This is a genomic window from Terriglobia bacterium (assembly GCA_020073495.1).
Classification (GTDB): Bacteria; Acidobacteriota; Terriglobia; order Terriglobales; family Acidobacteriaceae; genus JAIQFD01.
In genome coordinates this window covers 22863-43728 of record JAIQFD010000008.1, presented here as the reverse complement: position 1 = coordinate 43728, position 20866 = coordinate 22863, and the positions used below count along the sequence as shown (strand labels likewise).

The window sequence follows — 20866 nt, the reverse complement described above, 5'->3', positions numbered from 1 at the left end:
CTCCCTAGCTCAGCGCCGATTGCAGGCCGTCGATCAACTTTTGGACGTTCTTCTTCGCCAGCGGCTCCAGCAGTCCGCCGGCTAGCGAGGTCAAGCGGCCAAAGATCTGCGCCTCGCCAGCCCACGCCACTTTTGTGCCTTCCGGCGCCCCCGCCAGGTCGAAGCCCGCGACCAGAGTGGCGCCGCCGCCCGCGACATCGCCCTTGCCCTCGTATTTCGCGCGGCGCGGGCGCTCCGCCTCGGCCAGGTGCATCTTCACGTCGGCGGTGCCACGGATGTACGACACTCCGACGTTCACCTTGATCGTGAAGTGCTGCGGGTCCTGCACGCTCAGGCCCTGGAACTCGGGCATCAGCGGCCCAAACCGGTTTGGATCGGTGAGGAAGTCGTAGACCTCGTCGGGCGTTTTCTTGACCGTGAACTCCCCGCCAAACTTAATCGCCATGCGTGCTCGACCTCATGCGCTCGGCAGCGTCGCTGATCGCCTTGAAGATGTTCTGGTATCCGGTGCAACGGCAGGTGTTGCCGGCGATGCCCTTGCGGATCTCCTTCTCCGTCGGCTGCTGGTTCCTGGAAAGCAGGTACGCGCCGGAAACGAGCATGCCGGGCGTGCAGTATCCGCACTGCAGGCCGTGGTCGTCCACGAAGGTCTGCTGCAGCGGATGCAGTTCGCCGTTCTTGGCCAGACCTTCGACGGTCACGATCTCCGCCCCGTCGGCCTGCACCGCGAACATCGTGCAGGATTTGACGGTCGCGCCGTTGAATAAGACCGTGCACGCCCCGCAGTAGGTGGTATCGCAGCCCACGTGCGTGCCCGTCAGGTCGAGCTCGTCGCGTAACAACTCGACCAGCAGCAGCCGCGGCTCGACCTTCGCCGAGTATTCCTTGCCGTTGACCTTCAGCTTGATGGCGATGCGCTGCGCGTCAGGCATAGATGTGGCCTCCTTCGACGCGCTCGCCACGGCTGCGGCGCTCGGCGATCTGGATGGCGCGCCGGGTCAGTGCAGCCACGAGCTGGCGCTTGTATTCGGCCGTCCCGCGCATGTCCGGCTGAGGATCGGCGGCGGCGCGCGCGGCTTCGGCAGCGGCTTCGATGCTCTTCGCATTGACCGACTGGCCGCGCAGCGCGTTCTCCGCCTCGCGTGCGCGGATGGCGGTCAGCCCGACGGCGCTGAGCATGATGGCCGCGTCTTTACAGACGCCGTCTTCCAGCGCGAGCTGCACACCGACTGCGGCGCTGGGGTACACGGGTGCTGCTCGCTTGAACGCCAGGTAGCACCCGCCGCTGTTCTTCGTGGGGACCTTCACCACGATCTCGCTCACCACCTCATCCTTCGCCAGCACCGTGGTGTAGGCGTCGGTGATGAACTCCGCCAGGGGCACAGTGCGCTCGCCGCGAGGACTGACGCAGCGCACCTCGGTCGGCAGGGTCAGCAGGCATGCCGCCCAGTCACCGCTGGGATCGGCTTCAGCGATCGAGCCGCCGATGGTCCCGCGGTTCCGTACCTGCACGTCAGCGATGCCGGCGGCGCAGTCCTGAATGATGGGAACCACGGCCGCGACCGGAGAATCCTCGATCTCCGCGTGGCGCGTCATGGCCCCGAAGTGGAGGGCGCCGTTCTGCTGCTTGATGAAAGATGTGCCAGGAATGAAGTTCAGATCGATCAGGTGCGCGGGATTGGCGAACCGGAGCTTCATCAGCGGGATGAGGCTTTGCCCGCCGGCCAGCAGCTTGGCGTCTTCCCCCAGGCCGGCCAGCAAGCCGGCCGCTTCCGTCAGCGAAGCCGCACGGTGGTACTGGAATGTGCGTGGATACATGGTCCCCTTTTGGTACCGCCATCCTCTCCCAGTGGGCGAACATTCTAATTCAGAGGGAGGTCATCAGCACTCCGACCAATAATTAACACGCCGTGTAGAATGAACGTCCCCAACAACGAAAACAGGACAGATGAAATCAGCACCAGAGCGGACGCCGGCGCAGCTTGGGTCGTACCTGGATGAGGTGCGCCATGGCGTGCCCGTGAGCACAGAAATGGCCTGCCGCCTCATAGCTTGCAGCGACGAGGAGCTTCCCCTCCTGCTCAAGGCAGCCACCGCTCTGAAAGAACAGTTCCGGCCGGGGATCATCACTTATTCGCGGAAGGTCTTCCTCCCGCTGACCAACCTCTGCCGCGACTACTGCCGCTACTGCACTTTTCGCAAGGATCCTGGTCAGCCGGGAGCACATACGATGATCCCAGACGAAGTGCTGGAGGTAGCGCGCGCGGGCGAGAAGCTGGGCTGCCGCGAAGCGCTGTTCAGCCTTGGCGACAAGCCGGAGCTGCTCTTTCCCGAGATGCGAGGCTCCCTGAAGCGGCTCGGCTACAAGTCCACCCTGCACTACCTGGAAGCGATGTGCGAACTGGTCCTGCGCGAGACCGGACTTCTGCCCCACGCAAACCCCGGGCTGATGAGCGGCGAATGGATCGAGCGTCTCGCGCGGTATTGCCCCAGCCTCGGGCTGATGGTGGAGACGACCACCGACGCGTTGCTTCGTCCCGAAGCGGCACATGACAATGCGCCCGACAAGATCCCTGCCAAACGCTTCCAGGTCGCGGAGGAGGCCGGCAAGCGTGGCGTTCCCTTCACTACCGGACTGCTTATCGGCATCGGCGAGACGCTCGACGATCGAGTGGAAACGTTGTTCGCGATCCGCCGATTGCACGAGCGTCACGGTCACATCCAGGAAGTCATCGTGCAGAACTTTCGCAGCAAGCCGGACATTCCGATGGCCGCGTCGCCGGAACCCGGCCGCGGCGAGATGCTGCGCACCATTGCCGTGGCGCGCCTGGTGCTGCGCGACATGAATCTGCAGGCACCACCGAACCTCTCCTCGCCGGATTACTCCGATCTGCTGCGCGCCGGCATCAACGATTGGGGTGGCATCTCCCCGCTGACCCCGGACTACATCAATCCCGAGGCGCCCTGGCCGCACCTGAAAGACCTACAGGCCCGGACCGCAGCCGCCGGCTTCACGCTGCGTCACCGCCTGACCGTGTATCCTGAGTTTCTTTCCCGGGTTCTGTCCCGCGGCGGGATGCTCGCCGAACGCGTTTCCGCGGCGACGGACAGCGAGGGCTACGCGCAGGGGGCTGCTGCATGATCGTCGTCATTACCGGAGGCACGGGCGGCGCCAAATTCGTGCAGGGTATGCAGGCGTGCGTGCCCGCGGAAAACCTGGTCTGCATCGTCAACACCGGCGACGATCTCGAGTGGTGGGGGCTGCACGTGTCTCCCGATCTCGACTCCATCACCTACGCCCTTGCCGGGCTGCTCAGCCAGGAACGCGGCTGGGGCGTGGAGGGCGACACCTTCGAGTGCCTGGAGGTCATGAAGCGGCTGGGCGCCCCGTCCTGGTTCCAGCTCGGCGACCGCGATCTTGCGCTACACATCACGCGCACCGAGATGCTCGGCGAAGGCAAGACCCTTACCGAAGCCACGGCCGCCATCGCGTCGTCGTTCGGCATTCGCTCCCGCATCCTGCCCATGAGTGATGCGCATGTGGAGACGCGCATCGCCACCGACCACCGCGAGTTGAGCTTCCAGGAATATTTCGTGCGCGAGCGCTACCAGGTGCCGGCGCACGCGGTGCGCTTCGACGGCGCCGCAACCGCCAAGGCAGCGCCCGGCGTTGTGGATGCCATCCTGTCCGCGGATGCCGTCTTGTTCGCGCCCAGCAATCCCATAACCAGCATCGGCCCGATCCTTGCTGTCCCGGCCATCAAGCAAGCACTGCTGGCCACGGCAGCGCCGGTGGGCGCAGTGAGCCCCATTGTCGGCGGAGCGCCAGTATCCGGCCCGGCGGGCGATCTTATGGCCATCCGCGGGCTCGAAGTCTCACCCCTGGGGATTGTCCAGGCGTATCGAGACTTCCTTGACGTGTTAGTCATGGATGAGCGCGACGCCGCGCTTGCGCCCGACGTTCAGAAGCTGGGCGTGCGCGCGCTGTGCACGAACACGATCATGAAGAGCGCGGCAGACAAGGCGGCGCTCGCCTCTGCCACGCTCCAGGCGACCCTTGCAGCCAGCCACAAGCAAGAACCAGTGGGAGCGGAGCGGCGATGATCCTGGTCCCGGTAAAAGACCTGCGCGGCGCCAAGCAGCGCCTGGCCGACATCCTGCCTCAGGAACAGCGGACGCAGCTCGCCGAAACCATGCTCGACGACGTGCTGGCGGCGGTGGCCGGTTGGCGCGGGCATCCGCCGGTTGCGCTGGTGACCAGCTACCCCCGCGCCGTCGAACTGGCGCGGCGGCACCACTTCGAAGTCATCGAGGACCGTGACAATCCCGGCGAAACCGGGGCGATCGCCATGGGCACGCGGACCGCCGTGCAGCGCGGCGCCACCGAAACCCTCGTCATCCCCGGAGACATGCCGCTGGTAACGAGCGAGGAATTGAGCGCCGTCTATGCCGCCGCGCCGCGGGAAGGCATCGTGCTCGTGCCTTCCGCCGATGGCCGCGGCTCCAACGCCGTCCTGCGCCGGCCCGCAAGCCTCATGCCCCTGCGCTTCGGCAACGACAGCTTTGTTCCCCATCGCGACGCAGCGCTTGCCACCGGCAAGCCGGTGGTCGTCCTCGAACTTCCGGGCATCGGCCTGGACATCGACACGCCTTCCGACCTGGCCGCGCTCATGGCCGCTCCTGCGCGCTCGCGGACGCAGGCACTGCTGGCCCAGTGGGACATCGCGGACCGTCTGGCAGATGCGCAACGTGCCTGAACCTAGCGAAGTGCGCGCCATCCCCGTGCGGGGGATCCCGGAGATCCATCCGGACGTTCCCCTGCTCGACGAGATCCTCCTCGCGTGCGCCCGCCAGGGCACTCCGCTCGTGGGCAGCGACATTCTCGTGGTCACTCACAAGGTGGTCTCCAAGGCGGAAGGGAGATTGGTCGAACTGGCGAAAGTCAGGCCGTCTTCGCGTGCCCGTGCATGGGCCCGGCGCTATCCCGTGGACGCGCGCGTGGTCGAGCTCGCGCTCAAGGAAGCGCGCCGCGTGGTGCGCATGAAGAACGGAGTCCTGATCACCGAGACCGCGCACGGCCTGGTCTGCGCCAATAGCGGCGTGGACCTGTCCAATGTCGACGGCGGCGCACACGCCGTGTTGTTGCCCAAGGATTCGGACGGCAGCGCGCTGCGCCTGCATCGCGGAATCCGGAAAAGACTCGGCCTGTCCGTTCCCGTGATCATCACCGACACCTTCGGCCGCCCCTGGCGCGACGGCCTCACCGAGGTGGCGATCGGCGTGGCCGGGATGAAGGCGTATCGCGACTTCCGAAAGCAGCGCGATCCGCACGGCTACCTGCTGCGGGTGAGCCTGGAAGCGGTTGCCGATTCGCTGGCAGCATTTGCCGGAGTCGTCTGTGGGAAACTTTCCCGCTGCCCCGCGTGTATCATTCGGGGGTTCGCTTACGAGCCGGGACGCGGACACGCCCGCGACCTGGTCCGTCCCGCCAAGCGGGACCTGTTCCGATAATGATGAACGGATCGGCACAACTGGAGCGGTTCTACGAGGTCGCCTGGGAGCAGGCTGCGGCACGCGCTTCGGCGCCAGTGCGCTCCGTGCTGGAGACAGTCCTGGCGGCTGGGGATGGCGGCGCGCTCACCCGCGACGAATGCCTGCGCCTGGCGTCCTCCAGCGGCGATGATCTCGTCGCGCTGCTCGCGACCGCCGATCGCTTGCGGCACCGGATCGTCGGCGACGTCATCACCTACGTCGTCAACCGCAACATCAATTTCACCAACGTCTGTTTCGTGGGGTGCAAGTTCTGCGCCTTCAGCCGCGGACCTCGCTCCGAAGACGCTTACTTCCTCTCGCTTGACCATGTCGCGGTGAGAGCAGTGGAAGCATGGGAGCAAGGCGCGACCGAAGTTTGCATCCAGGGCGGGCTGCCGCGCGATCTCCCACCCTTCTACTACCGCGACATCCTGCGTGCGGTGAAACGCGCGGTGCCCGAGATGCACATCCACGCCTTCTCTCCCATGGAGATCGTCTACGGCGTGGAACTCACGGGCATGCCGCTGCGCGACTATCTCGCCATGCTGCGCGATAACGGGCTGGACACGCTGCCCGGCACTGCCGCCGAGATCCTCGACGACCAGGTCCGCCAGGTGCTGTCGGCGAACAAGCTCTCCACGGCGCAATGGCGCGAGGTCATCACCACGGCGCACCAACTCGGCATCCGCAGCACCTCGACCCTGATGTACGGGCACCGCGAGACGCCTGAGCACTGGGTGGACCAGCTTCGAATGATCCGCGGCATCCAGCGCGAGACCGGCGGCTTCACCGAGTTCGTGCCGCTGGGATTCATCCACCAGAACACGCTGCTTTTCCACCAGGATCTTTCGCGCCCCGGCCCGACGTTCGAGGAGCACCTGAAGATCCACGCGTTGGGCCGCGTGCTGCTGGCCGGCGCCATTCCCAATGTGCAGGTCTCGTGGGTGAAGCTCAGCCGGACGGTCGCGCAGCTTTGCCTGCGGGCGGGCGCCAACGACTACAGCGGAACGCTGATGGAAGAGAACATCTCGCGGCTTGCGGGCGCCACCTCCGGCCAATGTCTGAGCGTGGCGGAGATGCAGGAACGCATCCTGGAGCTGGGGCGCGTCCCCGCCGAACGCAATACAACGTATACGGAGATCCGGCGGATGGCAGGACCTGCGTCCGAGCCCCCGCCGGAGAGAGAACGCACCGCATGAAGGGACCGATCGCCATCGTCGGAGGCACCGGACCGGAGGGACGCGGGCTTGCGCTGCGCTGGGCGCGCGCCGGCAAGCACGTCATCATCGGCTCGCGCGACGCCGAACGCGCGCGCACCGTCGCCCAGGAGATCTCCACTCTCGCCGGCGACAAGGCGCACGTCGAGGGCATGGACAATGCCTCGGCGGTGAAGGCCGCCCGCATCGTGGTCCTGACCATCCCCTTCGTCGCCCACGCGGACACGCTGAAGCATTTGAGGGACTGCTTCGCGCCCGGCACCGTGGTGCTGGACACAACCGTCCCGCTAGCCGCGGGGATCGGCGGCAAGCCGACGCGGACGCTCGGCGTCTGGCAAGGCTCCGCGGTCCAGGCCACAGCGGAGTTGCTTCCGGAAGGGACCAAGCTCGCCGCCGCGTTCCAGAACATCGGCGCCAAGGCGCTGCTCTCCGATACGCCGGTCGAGTGCGACGTCATCGTGTGCAGCGACGATGCGCCCGCCAAAGAGGTGGCTTTCGAACTGGCGCGCTGCATCCCGGGCGTCCGCGCGGTGGATGGCGGCAAGCTGGAGAACTCCCGCACCGTCGAGCAGCTCACTGCCCTGCTCATCCAAATCAACATGCGTTACAAAAGCCATTCCGCAGGCCTGCGGATCACCGGGCTAGGCATTCCCGAGCCCTCGGTGGACCGCCCTGCGTCACACGCGAAAGGAATGTCCCATGGCGGCAAAGATCCCGCAAAAGTATCTTGACCTGTTCGACAAAAAGGCATTCGGCAGCCTGGGAACCTTGATGCCCGACGGCAGCCCGCAGGTCACGCCCGTCTGGGTGGACCGCGACGGAGACACCGTGATGGTGAACACCGCCCGCGGCCGCCAGAAGGACAAGAACATCAAGCGCGACCCGCGCGTGTCTATCACCCTTATCGATCCCGAAAATCCGTACCGGTACCTCGAGATCCGCGGCCGCGTGGTGGAGACGACGGAGCAGGGCGCGAAAAACCACATCGATAAGATGGCCAAGAAATATCTCGGCGTCGACAAGTACCCCTATGCGCAGCCCGGAGAGGTGCGCATGCTGCTGCGCATCCAGCCGGAGCACGTCAGCAGCATGGGCTAGACGTCGATCCGGCCGGTGTAGATGGCCATGCCCACGACCGCATCCACTCCCATGCGGTCGAGTTCCGAGACCTGGTCCAGGCTGTTGATGCCGCCGGCCGCCATCAGCTTTTTCTTGGTCGCCAGGCGCAGCTTTTTGATCATGTCGAGTGGGATGCCCTCCATCAGCCCTTCCGTGTCTACGTGCGTATAAAGGAAGGCGCTGCACCATGGATCGAGCTCCCGCATCATCTCCTCGGCGGTGAGCTCGGTCGCCCGGCGCCATCCGTGGGTGGCGACGTGCCCGCGCTTTGAGTCCACCGCGAAGACCAGCCGGTCGGCGCTGGCCTCACGGGCGAGCTGTTCGGCAAAGCCCGTGTTCACTGCCCCATCCTTCACCAGCGCCGATCCGATGATCACGGCGCGCACGCCCAGCTCGAGGATCCGCCGCGCCGTGGCAACGTCGCGGATACCGCCACCCACCTGGCAAGTCAGCCGGCGCGTGAACCGCTCCAGCAGCGCGCGGTTGCTGCCCGTACCGATGGCCGCGTCCAGGTCGATCAGTTGGACCAGCGGACACTTCTTGAAGCGCTCGATCCACGGGTCGAAATCGTCGAATTCGAGCGCCTTCTTTTCGCCCTGCACCAGCTGGACGATGCGCCCTCCCATCAGGTCGATCGAGGGGATCAGCATGGCAACCTCACCGGCACGCCTGCGGCGCGCAGTGCTTCTTTCAAGTCCGTGATGCGGTTCAACCCGAAGTGGAAGATGCTGGCGGCGAGCGCCGCGTCGGCCCTTCCCTGCCGGAACACTTCGACGAAGTGCTGCGGCCCGCCCGCGCCCCCGGAGGCGATGACGGGAATATTGACGGCCGCGGCGACGGCGGCGGTCAGCTCACAGTCAAAGCCCGCACCCGTGCCGTCGCGGTCCATCGAGGTCAGCAGGATCTCGCCTGCGCCACGAGCTTCCGCTTCCCTCGCCCACTCCACCGCCTTGCGTCCGGTCGGCTTGCGTCCGCCGCTGACGTAGACCTCGAAATCAGCGGCCGCCGAGGGCGGCTGTGGCGCACGTTTTGCGTCCACCGCCACGATCACCGCCTGCGATCCGAAGCGCTCGGCGATCCGCGTGATCAGCGCCGGCCCGGCCACGGCGGCGGAGTTGATCGAGATCTTGTCGGCGCCCGCTTCGATGATCGCCGCCGCATCCTCCAGCGAACGGATGCCGCCGCCCACGGTGAACGGGATGAACAACTCGCGCGCCGCGCGGCGCACCGCGTCGAGCAGCGTCTTGCGCCCCTCGTGGGTGGCCGAGATGTCGAGCAGCACGACCTCGTCGGCGCCCGCGTGGCTGTGCGCCGCCGCCAGCTCCGCCGGGTCGCCGGCATCGCGCAGCTCCTGGAATTGCACGCCCTTGACCACGCGGCCGCGGTCCACGTCCAGGCAGGCGATGATGCGCTTGCTCAGCATGTGACGAAGTTCCTCAGGATCTCCAGGCCCACGTCGCCCGATTTCTCCGGGTGGAATTGCACTCCGAAAAGATTCTCGCGCTCGATCGCCGCGGCGAACCTCCCGCCGTACTCGCACTCGGCGGAGGTTCCGGCGCACACCGGCGCGCGGTAGTTGTGCGTGAAGTACACGAAAGGGTCCGCAGCGACCCCGCGCAGCAATCGCGAGCCGTCGCCGATGGCGAGCTGGTTCCAGCCCACGTGCGGTGACTTCACGTTTCCGGGAAAGCGCGTCACCTCGCCGGGAAACAGGCCCAGGCCGGCGACGCCCGGCGCCTCCGTGCTGCTCTCGAACATCCACTGCATGCCCACGCAGATGCCCAGGAAGGGCGTGCCGCGCCCGATCGTTTCGGCGATCGTGTCGCGCAGTGGATCGAGCGCCCGGGTGGCGGCGAAGTGTCCCACGCCCGGCAACACGATGCGCCCGGCGCGCGCGATCGCCCGCGCGTCCGATGTGATGACCGACTCGCAGCCCAGGCGGTCCAACGCTTTCTTCACCGAGGCGATGTTGCCCGCGCGGTAATCGACGATCGCGATCACAGCAATCCTTTTGTGCTGGGCAGTACCTGGCGCATGCGGCGGTCCTGCCAGCAGGCCCCGCGCAACGCCCGCGCGAAGGCTTTGAACAGCGCTTCGATCTTGTGGTGGCTGGAGCGCCCGTACTGTACGCGCGCATGGACGTTGGCGCGAGCGCCGCGGGCGAAGCCGTCGAAGAAATCGTGCACCAGTTCCGCCTGGAGGTCTCCCACCAGCCGGCTGCGGACTTTTGTCTCCACCACCGCGGTGGCGCGCCCGCCGAAATCCACTGCCGCCAAACTCAGCGTTTCGTCCATCGGCATCAGGAAGTAGCCGGCGCGCAGGATACCCTTCTTTTGCCCGAGGGCGCGGTCGAAGGCTTCGCCCAGCGCGATGCCCACATCCTCGACCGTGTGGTGCTGGTCCACGTCGAGATCGCCGTCGGCCTTCAGCGTGAGATCGAACCCGCCGTGTCGCGCGAACAGCTCCAGCATGTGATCGAAGAAGCGAATGCCGGTCGAGACATCGTAACGGCCCCGGCCATCCACGTTCAGCGCGATGCTGACGTCGGTCTCATTCGTCTTGCGGCGCAGCGACGCTTTCCTCATGCCGACACCCCCGGGTTCTTGAGCTCGCCGACCACCGCGCGCAGCACCTCGATGAGCCGCTCCGTCTGTTCAGTCGAGCCAAGCGTCATGCGCACGCAGCCCTGGCATCCCGGGTCGGTAGAGCGGTCGCGCACCAGGATGCCGCGCTCCCGCATGGCGCGCACGAAGCGGCCGCTCTCCGCGCCGATGCGCGCCAGCACGAAATTCGCCAGGCTGGGCCAGTACCTCAAGTTCAGGGCTGCCAACTCTTTCTCCAGGCTCTCGCGCCCGCGGCGTACCTCGGCCACGTAACTCTGGACGTACTGCGCGTCGGCGAGCGCCGCGGGCAGGCAGGCCAGCGCCACGCCGTTCACGTTATAAGGCGAGCTGACGCGCCGCACCATCTTCATCTGGTCACCGGCGCCGACCAGCACACCGGTCCGCAGCCCTGCCAGCCCATACGCCTTGGAGAAGGTCCGCGCCACGAAGAGGTTCGGTGCGGTACGGACCGCGTCCAGCACCGTCTGGCCGTAGAACTCGAAGTACGCCTCGTCCACCAGCAGGGCCGCATCCGGCGCAGCCGCGGCGATCTTCAGCAGGTCTTCCCGGCTCGCCACCGTGCCGGTGGGATTGTTCGGGTTGGCGACCGCGATCAACCGCGTGCGCTCGCTGATCCGCGACAGCACGTCAGTCGTGGGAAAACTGAAATCGTCCTTGGCCTGCACGGCGACCACGCGCGCCCCGGTCGCCGCGGCGTAGATCTCATACAGGGAGAAGGTCGGAACGACGACGAGCACTTCTTCGCCCGCTTCCAGGTACGTTTCGCACAACAGGTGGATGCCTTCGTCCACTCCGTTTGTGAGCAGAACTTCCGATGCATCGCGGCTGAGAAAGCTCGCGACCGCGCGCTCCACCGGCTCACGTTCGGGATATCGTGCGAGCTGTTCGTAGTCTATCTTTCGCAGCGCGTCGAGCACTCGCGGCGAGCAGCCGACCGTGTTCTCGTTGAAGTCCAGCCGCAGGCCGGCGCGGCCGCCCAACGGCGGGTGATATTCCTTGAGATTGCGCACAGCCGCGCGGGCGCTAAGCATTGGCGCACCTCACGCGAATGGATTCCGCATGCGCCCGCAGGCCTTCCGCCTCGGCTAGCGGCACCACCACGGGCGCGATCCGGCGCATTCCTTGCGCCGTCAGTTCCTGGAAGGTGATCAGCTTCACGAAGTCGAAGACGCTAAGGCCCCCGCGATAGCGCGCCGCTCCGGCTGTCGGCAGCACGTGGTTCGGGCCGGATGCGTAGTCGCCGGCAGCTTGTGGCGAATAGTCCCCCACGAAGATCGAACCAGCACTCGTCACGTACGGCACATTCTCGCGGCTGACCGTGATGTGCTCCGGCGCCAGCCGATTCGCCCACTCCATCGCCTGCTGCCGTGAAGACGCAAGCAGCACGGCGCCATTGGCGCGCAGCGACACCTGCGCCGTCGCGTTTCCAGCCGCAGCTTTCTCCACTTTTTCGCGGACCTCCTTGGCCAGCGCGCGGCTGCTGGTGATGAACACCGCGATCGCCTCGGGATCGTGCTCGGCCTGCGCTACCAGGTCGGCGGCGATGAACCGCGCCTCGCCGGTGTCGCTGACTATTGCCACCTCGGTCGGTCCCGCCAGCATGTCGATTGCGCAATCGAATGCGACCCTCTTCTTGGCCGCGGTCACATACAGGTTCCCCGGCCCGACGATCTTGTCCACGCGCGGCACGCTCCTGGTGCCGTAAGCCAGCGCCGCGACCGCCTGCGCACCGCCGATGCGGTAGAACTCCTTCACCCCGAGCATGGCCGCGGCTGCTAAGGTCTCCGGTCGCGGCTGCGGCGAGGCCACCTTGATGTTGCGCACGCCCGCGACCTGCGCGGGAATCACGGTCATCAGCACGGTCGACGGCAGCGGGTAGCGTCCGCCCGGCACATAGCAGCCGACCGAATCCAGCGGCCGGACGAGCTGGCCCACGGCGACACCGTCCGCCTCGCGCCGCCATTCCTGCGGCTTCTGCCACTCGCAGAAGCGCCGGATCCTGGCCGCAGCCTTCTCCAGCGCGCTGCGGAATTCCTGCGACACCGCGTCTTGCGCTGCCTGCATCTCCTTCTCCGCGACGCGCAGCGCCTGCTTCGGCTTCAGGCCGTCCCAGCGCTCGGCGTAGCGCCGTAGCGCGCGGTCGCCGTTCTTGCGCACATCTTCGACGATCCGCCTCACCGCGGGCTCCACTTGGTCCAGCCTGCTGCCTCGGCGGGCCAGTGCCGCCACGCGCTTTTCAGCTGCGCCGCCGGCGACGATGCGCATCATCACAGCACCACCTTGTTCAGCGGATACTCGACTATCCCCGTCGCGTTCGCCGCCTTCAGCCGGGGGATCAGCTCCCACGCCAGCGACTCCTCGATGATGGTGTTCACCGCCACCCATTCGGGATCGCTGAGGGTCGCGATGGTCGGACTGTTCAGCGCCGGCAGGACGGCGATCACGCCCGGCAGATCGGCCTTGCGCACGTTCAGCATCAGGCCGACGCGCCCTTGTGCGTCGATCGCCCCACGCAGCATCAGCGCCAGGTTCTCGATCTTCTGCCGTTTGCCCGGCTCCGCCCATGCCTTCCGGTTGGCGATGATCTGCGTGTTGGATTCCAGCACGGTGTCGATGATGCGCAGGCGGTTGGCTTTCAGGGATGATCCGGTCTCCGTGACCTCGACGATGGCGTCCGCCAGCACCGGCGGCTTGACCTCGGTGGCGCCCCAACTGAATTCCACCTCCACCGGCACCTTCTTCTTGGCGAAGTAGTCCTTCGTGACGCTCACCAGCTCGGTGGCGATGATGCATCCCTTGAGATCCTCCGCGCGTTTGAACGGCGAATCCTCCGGGACGGCCAGAACCCAGCGCACTTTGCCCCGGCTCTGCTTGGCATAGATGAGGTCGGCGACCGGCACCACTTCCAGTCCGCTCTCCTGCACCCAGTCGAAGCCGGTCAGTCCGGCATCGAGCGCGCCGTGCTCCACGTAGCGTGCCATCTCTTGCGCCCGGATCAGCATGCACTCGACCTCCGGATCGTCGGTGGTCGCCGAGTACGACCGCCCGTTCGTGTAAACCTTTAAACCTGCTGCTGCAAATAGCTGTAGTGTGGCCTCTTGCAGACTTCCTTTCGGGATGCCGAGGCGCAGCTTCATCGCCCACCTCCGGCCAGCGGAAGCGGCTTGGTGAAGCAGGACCGCGTGCCCTCGTGGCAGACCACTCCTTTGCCTTCCACGCGCACGCGCAGCAGCACCGTATCGCGGTCGCAGTCGGTCGTGGCCGAGGTCACCAGCAGGCGGTTGCCGCTGGTCTCGCCCTTGGTCCAGAGCCCGTTGCGGGTGCGGCTGAAGAATGTCGCGTAGCCGGTGCGCAGCGTCCGCTCGTAAGCCTCGCGGTTCATGAAGCCGAGCATGAGCACCTCGCCCGTCGCCTCATCCTGCACGATGGCCGGCGCCAGACCCTGCATTTTTTCGAAGTCGATGTTGGACATCACCGGTTCCTTTCCGCAAAAACACAAAACCCGCTGCGCTTTTCGCGTCAGCGGGTTCGTTTTATGAGTGCTCTTTACTCTACGAACGTACCTCCGCTGACACATTGGCCACGTGGTGATGGTGGTGGTGGCGATGGGTCAGCGTTCTCATTTCCCGTAAAGCGTAGCCGCGGGGGCGGCGCATGTCAAAGGGAATTTGTCACTTACCCCTGTGACGAAAATCACGTCAGGGTGAAGCCCACGGCGCCGCGCCCGGCCCGGCCTCGGAGTGACTTCCCCACCTGATGTTCTACAATACAGGGTTACATCGGCCCCGCCCAAGATTGCACTCTGAGAAGGAGATACTTATGGCCAAGCGCATTTATATCGCCGCCTACGATCAATCCAAGTTCGGCAAGCTGATGGCGCTCACCGTTCCTCAGATCCTGCGCAACGCCGTCGAAAGCGTCTGCCGCAAGATCAACGTCCAACCTTCCGCCATCGACGTCGGGTCCGTTGGCGCCGCCTGCGGCTTCACCCTCAACGAGCAGGGCCTGCTTTCCGGCCTGATGGCCATGGTCCCCGGCCTCGAAGGCAAGCCCATCGAGGCGGTGGAGAACGCTTGCGCTTCCGGCGGACAGGCCATCCTCTCCACCATCTACAAGATGCAGTTCGGCCTGGGCGACGTGGGCCTCGCTGTCGGCTACGAGAAGATGCGCGACAACGAAGGCAAGATGGACGGCAAGCTGGTCGGTAAGGTGCTCGGCTACTTCTCCCACCCGGACGAGCGCGAAGGCAAGGTCTTCGTTTTCCCTCACCTCTTCGCCGAGGTCATGCGTGACTACATGGCCAAGTGGGGAGCGACCGAAGCCGATCTGGCGCAGATCGCGGTCACCGAGTACGGGAACGCCAAGTACAACTCCTGCGCCCAGATGAGCAAGGTACAGATCACGCTCGACCAGGCGCTGAAGATCGAGGGCATCAACCGCTACTTGGTGGACGGCCTGCCGCTCAAGACCTATGACTGCTCCCAGATCACAGACGGTTACGCCGCCATGATCCTGGCCACCGAGGAAGGCCTCAGGAAGCTCGGCGTCCCCAAGGCCGAGTGTGTCGAGGTCGCCGGCTACGCCCAGGCCACCGATCCGCTGAAGAAAGAAGGACGCGACGTCCTGCACGCCGCTGGCGCTTACCGCGCCATGAACAAGGCCTACGAGATGGCCGGCGCCAAGCCCGCCGACGTGAATGTGGCTGAGGTCCATGACTGCTTTACCGTCATGGGCGCGATCGGGACCGAGGTCATCGGCAAGGCGCAACCCGGCAAGGGCGCGAAATACTGGGTGGAAGGCAAGGCCAATGTCGGCGGCGAGTGCGCCATCAACACCTCCGGCGGGCTGATCGCCAAGGGACATCCGGTGGGCGCCACCGGCGTCGCCATGGTCGGCTGGGCCGCGCAGCAGTTGCTGGGCCGCGCTCCCCAGGAACTGCAGCAGAAGAACCCGAAGCTGGCCGCGACGTTCAACATCGGCGGCCCGATCTGCGCCTCGGTGTGCACGGTGCTGCGCCGCGCGTCGTAATCGCTAAGAGAAGAAATGCGCCGCATTCCGCGGCGTATCTTTCTATGAAGGTGTACGTATGCGACTTGCTCTCCACATCAACGGAGTATCTCGCGTGGTCGCGGCGGTGTGCGGCCCCGGCTACCTCAGCACACATTTGAACCTAGCTGAGAGGCCGAAGGACGACGACTACTCAAAGTCCGTAAGAGTCTCCGGGATTGAGACGCTGGAAACTGAGACGGTGTACCTCGAATGGCCGAAGTTCGACTTAGAGGTCGGTGACAGAGTGGAGATCCGGGTGCTGAACGAGGGGGAAAGCGATGTTCCCAGCGCTGTACGAAAGTCGTCCGAATCGCCCCAGAACCTGTTCTCACATCCTGAGATGGCAAGAGAGTTGACCGAACTGGTTTCGGATTTCGAGTCACGTCTGCTGCGATTGATCGACACATCGAAAGAGCGCGAACCCGTGGACGAGCACAAGAAATTCACAACCGCTGTGGGTCATGTGCTCACCGAAATCGGGGACCACTTCCTGTACCCGATTTATCGAAGACACAAAGAGCTCGTACCCAACAAACTCAGAGGCGAACTTCTGTAGCTCTTACTGCGCCTCTTCGCCCTTCTGTTTCACCCGCACCACTACGATCTTGGAGAATCCTTCCGAAAAGCTAGGCGGGCGCAGCTTCGCCGCCATGCGGCGCATGACGTCTTCCGGGACCACGCGCTCGCGCTTGCGGTTGCGCTCCATGCACAGCTCCACCGGGACGTCGAAGAACACCGCTTGCACCTCGTAGCCAAAGCTGCGGGCCATGCCGATCCACTGCTTGCGTTCCTTGGGAGAAAGGTTGGTGGCGTCCACGTAATTCCACGGCATGCGGGCCACCAGGCGCGCGCGCAGCAGCGAGCGGAGGGTGGAGAACACCAGCCCCTGGTACCGCTGTTCTTCGATGTCGTCGAACAGCATGGTGCGTAGCAGGTCGCTGGAGAGCGGGGTCACGCCCCGCCGCTTGAACCAGGTGGTCTTGCCCGATCCGGGCAGCCCGATGGCCAGGATGACCACTCCCTGGGGCTTTTTCTTCGGCTGCGCGCCCATGGCGTCGGCGGGCGCTGCCGGCGGCACCGCCGGAGTCTCCGGCTGGGTTTCGACTTCGAATTTCTGCTCGCCCTGGCTGGTCGCGGCCGCGCGCCGCTCCTTCTCAAAGGCATCCAGGTACGACGGCTGAATCGGAGCCGGCTGTCCTGCTTCGGGCGCCTGCTTCTCCTGTCCCACCTTGCCGGTGGACTCTGATTCCGGGGACACGCCTTTGCGTTTCCGCCGGCGCAGGCGATCTTTCATCCACTTGCGCATGTTGCGCTTGTAACACAAGGGCGCATGACACGGCAATGAGGGAGTAGCTTCATTTGCGCCTGCCTTACCCCGGTGTTAGCATTTTGAGTTTCGACATCGGCCCATTATCCCGCTCTTACATTCCGCCGGAGGCAAAATGGCAATCAAAGTTGGCATCAATGGATTTGGCCGTATCGGGCGCAACATTCTGCGCACCGCCCTCAACGATAAGAACCTCGACTTCGTCGCGGTCAACGATCTGACCGACGCCAAAACGCTGGCCCACCTGCTGAAGTACGATTCCGTGCTCGGCAACCTGACCAACAAGGTCACGCACGGCGCGGACTACATCGAGGTCGACGGCAAGCGCATCCGCGTATTTGCCGAGAAGGACCCCGCCAAGCTGGACTGGAAGTCCGTGGGCGCCCAGGTCGTCGTCGAATCCACCGGGCGTTTCACGGAAGCGGACAAGGCCAAGGCCCACCTGCACGACACGGTCAAGAAGGTCATCATCTCTGCCCCGGCGAAAGGCGAGGATCTCACCATCGTGCTGGGCGTCAACGAAGACAAGTACGACCCGGCCAAGCACCACATCATCTCCAACGCCTCCTGTACGACGAACTGCCTGGCGCCGATCGCCAAGGTGATGAACGACAACTTCACTATCCAGTCGGGCACGATGACCACCATTCACTCTTATACGAATGACCAGGTCATCCTCGACTTCCCCCACAAGGACCTGCGTCGTGCCCGCGCTGCCGCACTTTCCATGATCCCGACCTCCACCGGCGCTGCCAAGGCCGTGCACCTCGTCATCCCCGAGCTGAAGGGCAAGCTCGACGGTTTTGCCATGCGCGTACCCACGCCAAACGTTTCGGTCGTCGACCTGGTGGTATTCGTGGAGAAGAAGACCACGGTCGAAGAGGTCAATGCGGCCATGAAGAAGGCCAGCGAGTCCGGCCGCCTCGCCAAGTACCTGGGCTACGAGGAGCAGGAGCTGGTCTCTATGGATTTCCGCCACGATTCCCGCTCGTCCATCGTGGACGCTCCGCTCACGCGTGTCGTGGCCGGCAACTGTGTGAAGGTCATCTCCTGGTACGACAACGAGTGGGGATACTCGTGCCGCGTGCGTGACCTCATCATTTTCCTGGGCAGTAAGGGCCTGTAGCTCATCACAAGGAGGGGAGACGCGGCGCACATCGTCCCGCGTCTCCCGCCATCCACAATCCTTCACGGATGGAGTCCTTATGGCGAAACTTTCGATCAAAGATCTCGACCTGAGCGGCAAGCGCGTCTTCATGCGCGTCGATTTCAATGTCCCGCTGGATGAATACGGCAACGTCACCGACGACACCCGCATCCGCGAGACCCTGCCTTCCATCGAGTATGCACTGAAGCACGGGTCGAGACTCATCCTGGCGTCGCACCTGGGCCGTCCCAAGGGCAAACCCAATCCCAAGATGAGCCTGAAGCCCGCCGGCGAGCGCCTGCGCATCCTCCTCGACGAGAAGCTGGGCCGGGGCTTCAACGTCGGCTTCTCTCCGGACTGTGTCGGCGAGCAGGCCAAGGAGCTGGCTTCGCGTCTCGAGAAGCACCAGACGCTTTTGCTGGAAAACCTTCGCTTCCATGCCGAAGAGGAAGCCAACGACGAGAACTTCTCCAAGCAGCTCGCCGAGCTCTGCGACCTCTACGTCAACGATGCATTCGGCTCGGCCCACCGCGCCCACGCCTCGACCGCCGGCATCACCAAGTTCGTCAAGAAATGCGCCGCCGGCCTGCTGATGGAGAAGGAGCTCACCTATCTGGGCAAGGCGCTGCATAATCCGGCGCAGCCCTTCGTCGCCATCCTCGGCGGCGCCAAGGTCAGCGACAAGATCGCCGTCATCCAGAACCTCCTGGGCAAGGTCAACACCCTGCTCATCGGCGGCGGCATGGCCTACACCTTCCTGAAGTCGCACGGGGCCAAGGTGGGCAAATCGCTGGTCGAGGATGACAAGCTCGACCTGGCCAAGCGCCTGCTCTCCGACGCCAAGGCCCGCGGGGTCAAGTTCCTGCTGCCGGTGGACCACGTCGTCGCCACCAGCATGTCCGCCGACGCCCATACCAAGATCGTTCCCGCGGACCACGCGCTCGCCGACGACCAGATGGCCCTCGACATCGGTCCCAAGACCGTGGCGCTTTTCGCGGCCGAGATCGACCGCGCCCGCACCATCGTGTGGAACGGCCCCATGGGCGTATTCGAGATGGCGCCCTTTGCCCAGGGCACGGTGAAGATCGCTCAGGCGGTGGCCGCGAACCGCGCTGCCACTTCCATCATCGGCGGCGGCGACTCGGTGGCTGCCGTGCAGCAGGCCGGCGTCGCCGACAAGATCACGCACATCTCCACCGGCGGCGGCGCCTCGCTGGAGTTCCTGGAAGGCAAGAAACTGCCGGGAGTGGAAGCATTGACCGACAAGTGAGTGATTCGCGATTGGTGATTCGTGACGGTCACCATCAGTTCCGTCTTTAATCACAAATCGCAAATTGTAAGTTGGATGAAGATTTCCCTGACCCCAACCCGTAGCATCGAATTCACCCAGGGCGACATCTCACGCGAGACCGTGGATGCGATCGTCAACGCGGCCAACTCCGAGCTTTTGCCCGGCGGCGGGGTCTGCGGCGCCATCCATCGCGCCGGGGGACCGTCGATCGCCGAAGAGTGCGGCACCCTGCGCCGCGAGCGCGGTCCGGTCCGGACCGGAGGCGCTGTCGCCACCACCGCCGGCAAACTTGCCGCGCGGCACGTCATTCACGCCGTGGGACCGATCTGGGAAGGAGGCCGCCGCGGCGAGCGTGATTCCCTGGCCAGTTGCTACCGCGAATCACTCCACGTCGCCGACGGCCTGCAGCTCAAGAGCATCGCCTTCCCCGCCATCTCCACCGGCATCTTCGGCTATCCCGTAGCCGAGGCTGCCGCGGTCGCTCTGAAGACCGTCGCCGAGATCCTGCCCAAGCTCCAGCACGTGGAGACTGTGCGCTTCGTCCTCTTCGACCAATCCACCTTCGACGCTTTTACTGATGCAGCGCGCCACGTCGTTCGCGCCGCCTCCTAGGAACACTCATGCCAAGAAAAAAACTCATCGCCGCTAACTGGAAGATGTACAAGACTCCCGACCAGGCCCGCGAGTTCGTGCGCGCCTTTCTCCCCATGGTCGCCGGCCACGACCGCGACGAGATCGTCGTCTGCCCGCCCTTCGTGGACATCGCCGCCGTGGTCGAAACCGCCAAGGGCTCCAACGTTGCCGTGGGCGCGCAAAACGTCGCCTGGGAAAAGGAAGGCGCCTTCACCGGCGAGATCTCTGCGGACATGCTGCTGGCCATCGGCTGCACCCACGCCATCATCGGCCACTCCGAGCGCCGCCAGTATTTCGCCGAGACCGACGACACGGTCAACGCCCGCCTCAAAACCGCCCTCGAAGCCGGCCTTACACCCATCGTCTGCGTCGGCGAGGTGCTGGAGGAGCGCGAGTCGGGCATGACCGAGGAAGTTCTGCGCCGCCAGTGTGCCCGCGCCTTCCGCAAGATCTCCGGCAAGAAGGCTGCCAGGCTGGTGGTCGCTTACGAGCCCGTTTGGGCCATCGGCACCGGCAAGACCGCGACCCCGCAGATGGCCGCCGAAGCCCACGCCCTCATCCGCGCCGAGGTCGCCAAGGCCATGGGACAGGAACTCGCCGACAACCTGCGCATCCTCTACGGCGGCAGCGTCAAGCCGGAGAACGCCAAGGCATTGATGTCGGAAGAGGAGATCGATGGCGCCCTGGTCGGCGGCGCCAGCCTCAAGCCCGACAGCTTCACCGCCATCGTCAAATACTGAGCGGGCCGAGGCAATAAGCTCTTCTGCTATAATTTGTTGGCCCTCTAGCAAGTGTCCGTCTGCGTGTGCGGAAGTGGTGGAATTGGCAGACACACCATCTTGAGGGGGTGGCGCCGAAAGGCATGCGGGTTCAAGTCCCGCCTTCCGCACCATCCGTCCCCTTACAACGGGCAAAGAAAGAGTTTTC

General features: G+C 65.1%; 25 protein-coding genes and 1 tRNA gene. 14 read left to right on the top strand and 12 right to left on the bottom strand.

The annotated features are described in order from the left end of the window. Positions 1–4: 4 nt before the first annotated feature. The 3 genes from LAN37_16445 to LAN37_16435 are packed head-to-tail and all read right to left on the bottom strand — an operon-like array spanning position 5 to position 1818. Complete coding sequence (locus LAN37_16445; protein ID MBZ5648800.1) at positions 5–445, bottom strand: SRPBCC family protein; 441 nt, start codon at positions 443–445, stop codon at positions 5–7. After that, entirely contained in the window at positions 435–932 is a 498-nt protein-coding gene (locus tag LAN37_16440; GenBank protein ID MBZ5648799.1) for a (2Fe-2S)-binding protein, read from the bottom strand. The genes LAN37_16445 and LAN37_16440 overlap by 11 nt, the downstream gene beginning before the upstream one ends. After that, entirely contained in the window at positions 925–1818 is an 894-nt protein-coding gene (locus LAN37_16435) for a xanthine dehydrogenase family protein subunit M (protein MBZ5648798.1), read from the bottom strand. The genes LAN37_16440 and LAN37_16435 overlap by 8 nt, the downstream gene beginning before the upstream one ends. Positions 1819–1948: 130 nt before the next feature. Here LAN37_16435 and cofG point away from each other — a divergent pair, with 130 nt between their 5' ends. From cofG to LAN37_16400, 7 genes are read left to right on the top strand one after another with little or no spacing between them, the layout of a single operon-like run. Beyond that, a complete protein-coding gene (gene cofG / locus LAN37_16430) occupies positions 1949–3142 on the top strand; it encodes a 7,8-didemethyl-8-hydroxy-5-deazariboflavin synthase CofG (protein MBZ5648797.1) in 1194 nt (397 codons plus the stop codon). Next, positions 3139–4104, top strand: a complete 966-nt coding sequence (gene cofD, locus LAN37_16425; GenBank protein MBZ5648796.1) for a 2-phospho-L-lactate transferase — start codon at positions 3139–3141, stop codon at positions 4102–4104. The genes cofG and cofD overlap by 4 nt, the downstream gene beginning before the upstream one ends. Next, positions 4101–4757 (top strand): 2-phospho-L-lactate guanylyltransferase, encoded by a 657-nt coding sequence (cofC, locus tag LAN37_16420; GenBank protein MBZ5648795.1) that lies wholly within the window; start codon positions 4101–4103, stop codon positions 4755–4757. The genes cofD and cofC overlap by 4 nt, the downstream gene beginning before the upstream one ends. Next, positions 4741–5511, top strand: coding sequence for a coenzyme F420-0:L-glutamate ligase (gene cofE, locus LAN37_16415; GenBank protein MBZ5648794.1), 771 nt, complete (start codon positions 4741–4743; stop codon positions 5509–5511). The genes cofC and cofE overlap by 17 nt, the downstream gene beginning before the upstream one ends. Next, positions 5511–6731 (top strand): 5-amino-6-(D-ribitylamino)uracil--L-tyrosine 4-hydroxyphenyl transferase CofH, encoded by a 1221-nt coding sequence (gene cofH / locus LAN37_16410; GenBank protein MBZ5648793.1) that lies wholly within the window; start codon positions 5511–5513, stop codon positions 6729–6731. Before cofE ends, cofH begins: the two co-directional genes overlap by 1 nt. Beyond that, complete coding sequence (npdG, locus tag LAN37_16405) at positions 6728–7480, top strand: NADPH-dependent F420 reductase (GenBank protein ID MBZ5648792.1); 753 nt, start codon at positions 6728–6730, stop codon at positions 7478–7480. Before cofH ends, npdG begins: the two co-directional genes overlap by 4 nt. Continuing rightward, positions 7449–7847, top strand: a complete 399-nt coding sequence (locus tag LAN37_16400) for a PPOX class F420-dependent oxidoreductase (GenBank protein MBZ5648791.1) — start codon at positions 7449–7451, stop codon at positions 7845–7847. Before npdG ends, LAN37_16400 begins: the two co-directional genes overlap by 32 nt. On the opposite strand, the gene LAN37_16395 is transcribed toward LAN37_16400, so the two are convergent. The 8 genes from LAN37_16395 to hisI are packed head-to-tail and all read right to left on the bottom strand — an operon-like array spanning position 7844 to position 13964. Beyond that, entirely contained in the window at positions 7844–8518 is a 675-nt protein-coding gene (locus LAN37_16395; GenBank protein MBZ5648790.1) for a 1-(5-phosphoribosyl)-5-[(5-phosphoribosylamino)methylideneamino] imidazole-4-carboxamide isomerase, read from the bottom strand. The genes LAN37_16400 and LAN37_16395 overlap by 4 nt on opposite strands. Continuing rightward, entirely contained in the window at positions 8512–9291 is a 780-nt protein-coding gene (gene hisF / locus LAN37_16390; protein MBZ5648789.1) for an imidazole glycerol phosphate synthase subunit HisF, read from the bottom strand. Before hisF ends, LAN37_16395 begins: the two co-directional genes overlap by 7 nt. Beyond that, positions 9285–9869, bottom strand: a complete 585-nt coding sequence (gene hisH / locus LAN37_16385) for an imidazole glycerol phosphate synthase subunit HisH (GenBank protein ID MBZ5648788.1) — start codon at positions 9867–9869, stop codon at positions 9285–9287. Before hisH ends, hisF begins: the two co-directional genes overlap by 7 nt. Continuing rightward, on the bottom strand, positions 9866–10453 hold the full coding sequence (gene hisB, locus LAN37_16380) for an imidazoleglycerol-phosphate dehydratase HisB (protein ID MBZ5648787.1): 588 nt from the start codon (positions 10451–10453) through the stop codon (positions 9866–9868). Before hisB ends, hisH begins: the two co-directional genes overlap by 4 nt. After that, complete coding sequence (gene hisC, locus LAN37_16375; protein MBZ5648786.1) at positions 10450–11523, bottom strand: histidinol-phosphate transaminase; 1074 nt, start codon at positions 11521–11523, stop codon at positions 10450–10452. Before hisC ends, hisB begins: the two co-directional genes overlap by 4 nt. Continuing rightward, positions 11516–12757, bottom strand: coding sequence for a histidinol dehydrogenase (gene hisD, locus LAN37_16370; protein MBZ5648785.1), 1242 nt, complete (start codon positions 12755–12757; stop codon positions 11516–11518). The genes hisC and hisD overlap by 8 nt, the downstream gene beginning before the upstream one ends. 2 nt (positions 12758–12759) lie before the next feature. Continuing rightward, a complete protein-coding gene (gene hisG, locus LAN37_16365) occupies positions 12760–13629 on the bottom strand; it encodes an ATP phosphoribosyltransferase (protein ID MBZ5648784.1) in 870 nt (289 codons plus the stop codon). Then, entirely contained in the window at positions 13626–13964 is a 339-nt protein-coding gene (gene hisI, locus LAN37_16360) for a phosphoribosyl-AMP cyclohydrolase (protein ID MBZ5648783.1), read from the bottom strand. The genes hisG and hisI overlap by 4 nt, the downstream gene beginning before the upstream one ends. Before the next feature lie 347 nt (positions 13965–14311). Here hisI and LAN37_16355 point away from each other — a divergent pair, with 347 nt between their 5' ends. Both LAN37_16355 and LAN37_16350 read left to right on the top strand, forming a co-directional pair. Next, complete coding sequence (locus LAN37_16355; protein ID MBZ5648782.1) at positions 14312–15520, top strand: thiolase family protein; 1209 nt, start codon at positions 14312–14314, stop codon at positions 15518–15520. Positions 15521–15578: 58 nt separating this feature from the next. Next, positions 15579–16097: a hypothetical protein gene (locus tag LAN37_16350; GenBank protein MBZ5648781.1), complete on the top strand. Its 519-nt coding sequence runs from the start codon at positions 15579–15581 to the stop codon at positions 16095–16097. Between the two features lie 3 nt (positions 16098–16100). Here LAN37_16350 and LAN37_16345 read toward each other — a convergent pair whose 3' ends face one another. After that, a complete protein-coding gene (locus LAN37_16345) occupies positions 16101–16847 on the bottom strand; it encodes an ATP-binding protein (GenBank protein MBZ5648780.1) in 747 nt (248 codons plus the stop codon). 136 nt (positions 16848–16983) lie between these two features. Between LAN37_16345 and gap the strand changes: the two genes are divergently transcribed. From gap to LAN37_16320, 5 genes are all read left to right on the top strand, one after another. Beyond that, entirely contained in the window at positions 16984–17994 is a 1011-nt protein-coding gene (gap, locus tag LAN37_16340) for a type I glyceraldehyde-3-phosphate dehydrogenase (protein ID MBZ5648779.1), read from the top strand. Between the two features lie 79 nt (positions 17995–18073). Next, positions 18074–19285, top strand: coding sequence for a phosphoglycerate kinase (locus LAN37_16335; protein ID MBZ5648778.1), 1212 nt, complete (start codon positions 18074–18076; stop codon positions 19283–19285). A 75-nt stretch (positions 19286–19360) separates the two neighbouring features. Further along, positions 19361–19918: an O-acetyl-ADP-ribose deacetylase gene (locus LAN37_16330; GenBank protein ID MBZ5648777.1), complete on the top strand. Its 558-nt coding sequence runs from the start codon at positions 19361–19363 to the stop codon at positions 19916–19918. 8 nt (positions 19919–19926) lie between these two features. Continuing rightward, positions 19927–20679, top strand: a complete 753-nt coding sequence (tpiA, locus tag LAN37_16325) for a triose-phosphate isomerase (GenBank protein MBZ5648776.1) — start codon at positions 19927–19929, stop codon at positions 20677–20679. A gap of 67 nt (positions 20680–20746) precedes the next feature. Continuing rightward, positions 20747–20831, top strand: a tRNA-Leu gene (locus LAN37_16320). The last annotated feature ends 35 nt before the right edge of the window (positions 20832–20866 follow it).

Bases quoted from the DNA above. Each gene is read 5' to 3' on its own strand.
- cofD (MBZ5648796.1), top strand. From the start codon at position 3,139: ATGATCGTCGTCATTACCGGAGGCACGGGCGGCGCCAAATTCGTGCAG.
- hisD (MBZ5648785.1), bottom strand. From the start codon at position 12,757: ATGCGCATCGTCGCCGGCGGCGCAGCTGAAAAGCGCGTGGCGGCACTG.
- hisI (MBZ5648783.1), bottom strand. From the start codon at position 13,964: ATGTCCAACATCGACTTCGAAAAAATGCAGGGTCTGGCGCCGGCCATC.
- LAN37_16440 (MBZ5648799.1), bottom strand. From the start codon at position 932: ATGCCTGACGCGCAGCGCATCGCCATCAAGCTGAAGGTCAACGGCAAG.
- LAN37_16335 (MBZ5648778.1), top strand. From the start codon at position 18,074: ATGGCGAAACTTTCGATCAAAGATCTCGACCTGAGCGGCAAGCGCGTC.
- gap (MBZ5648779.1), top strand. From the start codon at position 16,984: ATGGCAATCAAAGTTGGCATCAATGGATTTGGCCGTATCGGGCGCAAC.
- LAN37_16330 (MBZ5648777.1), top strand. From the start codon at position 19,361: ATGAAGATTTCCCTGACCCCAACCCGTAGCATCGAATTCACCCAGGGC.
- cofC (MBZ5648795.1), top strand. From the start codon at position 4,101: ATGATCCTGGTCCCGGTAAAAGACCTGCGCGGCGCCAAGCAGCGCCTG.
- LAN37_16355 (MBZ5648782.1), top strand. From the start codon at position 14,312: ATGGCCAAGCGCATTTATATCGCCGCCTACGATCAATCCAAGTTCGGC.
- cofE (MBZ5648794.1), top strand. From the start codon at position 4,741: ATGCGCAACGTGCCTGAACCTAGCGAAGTGCGCGCCATCCCCGTGCGG.
- hisG (MBZ5648784.1), bottom strand. From the start codon at position 13,629: ATGAAGCTGCGCCTCGGCATCCCGAAAGGAAGTCTGCAAGAGGCCACA.
- cofG (MBZ5648797.1), top strand. From the start codon at position 1,949: ATGAAATCAGCACCAGAGCGGACGCCGGCGCAGCTTGGGTCGTACCTG.
- LAN37_16400 (MBZ5648791.1), top strand. From the start codon at position 7,449: ATGGCGGCAAAGATCCCGCAAAAGTATCTTGACCTGTTCGACAAAAAG.
- npdG (MBZ5648792.1), top strand. From the start codon at position 6,728: ATGAAGGGACCGATCGCCATCGTCGGAGGCACCGGACCGGAGGGACGC.
- LAN37_16350 (MBZ5648781.1), top strand. From the start codon at position 15,579: ATGCGACTTGCTCTCCACATCAACGGAGTATCTCGCGTGGTCGCGGCG.
- hisB (MBZ5648787.1), bottom strand. From the start codon at position 10,453: ATGAGGAAAGCGTCGCTGCGCCGCAAGACGAATGAGACCGACGTCAGC.
- LAN37_16345 (MBZ5648780.1), bottom strand. From the start codon at position 16,847: ATGCGCAAGTGGATGAAAGATCGCCTGCGCCGGCGGAAACGCAAAGGC.
- tpiA (MBZ5648776.1), top strand. From the start codon at position 19,927: ATGCCAAGAAAAAAACTCATCGCCGCTAACTGGAAGATGTACAAGACT.
- LAN37_16435 (MBZ5648798.1), bottom strand. From the start codon at position 1,818: ATGTATCCACGCACATTCCAGTACCACCGTGCGGCTTCGCTGACGGAA.
- hisF (MBZ5648789.1), bottom strand. From the start codon at position 9,291: ATGCTGAGCAAGCGCATCATCGCCTGCCTGGACGTGGACCGCGGCCGC.
- cofH (MBZ5648793.1), top strand. From the start codon at position 5,511: ATGATGAACGGATCGGCACAACTGGAGCGGTTCTACGAGGTCGCCTGG.
- LAN37_16395 (MBZ5648790.1), bottom strand. From the start codon at position 8,518: ATGCTGATCCCCTCGATCGACCTGATGGGAGGGCGCATCGTCCAGCTG.
- hisC (MBZ5648786.1), bottom strand. From the start codon at position 11,523: ATGCTTAGCGCCCGCGCGGCTGTGCGCAATCTCAAGGAATATCACCCG.
- LAN37_16445 (MBZ5648800.1), bottom strand. From the start codon at position 445: ATGGCGATTAAGTTTGGCGGGGAGTTCACGGTCAAGAAAACGCCCGAC.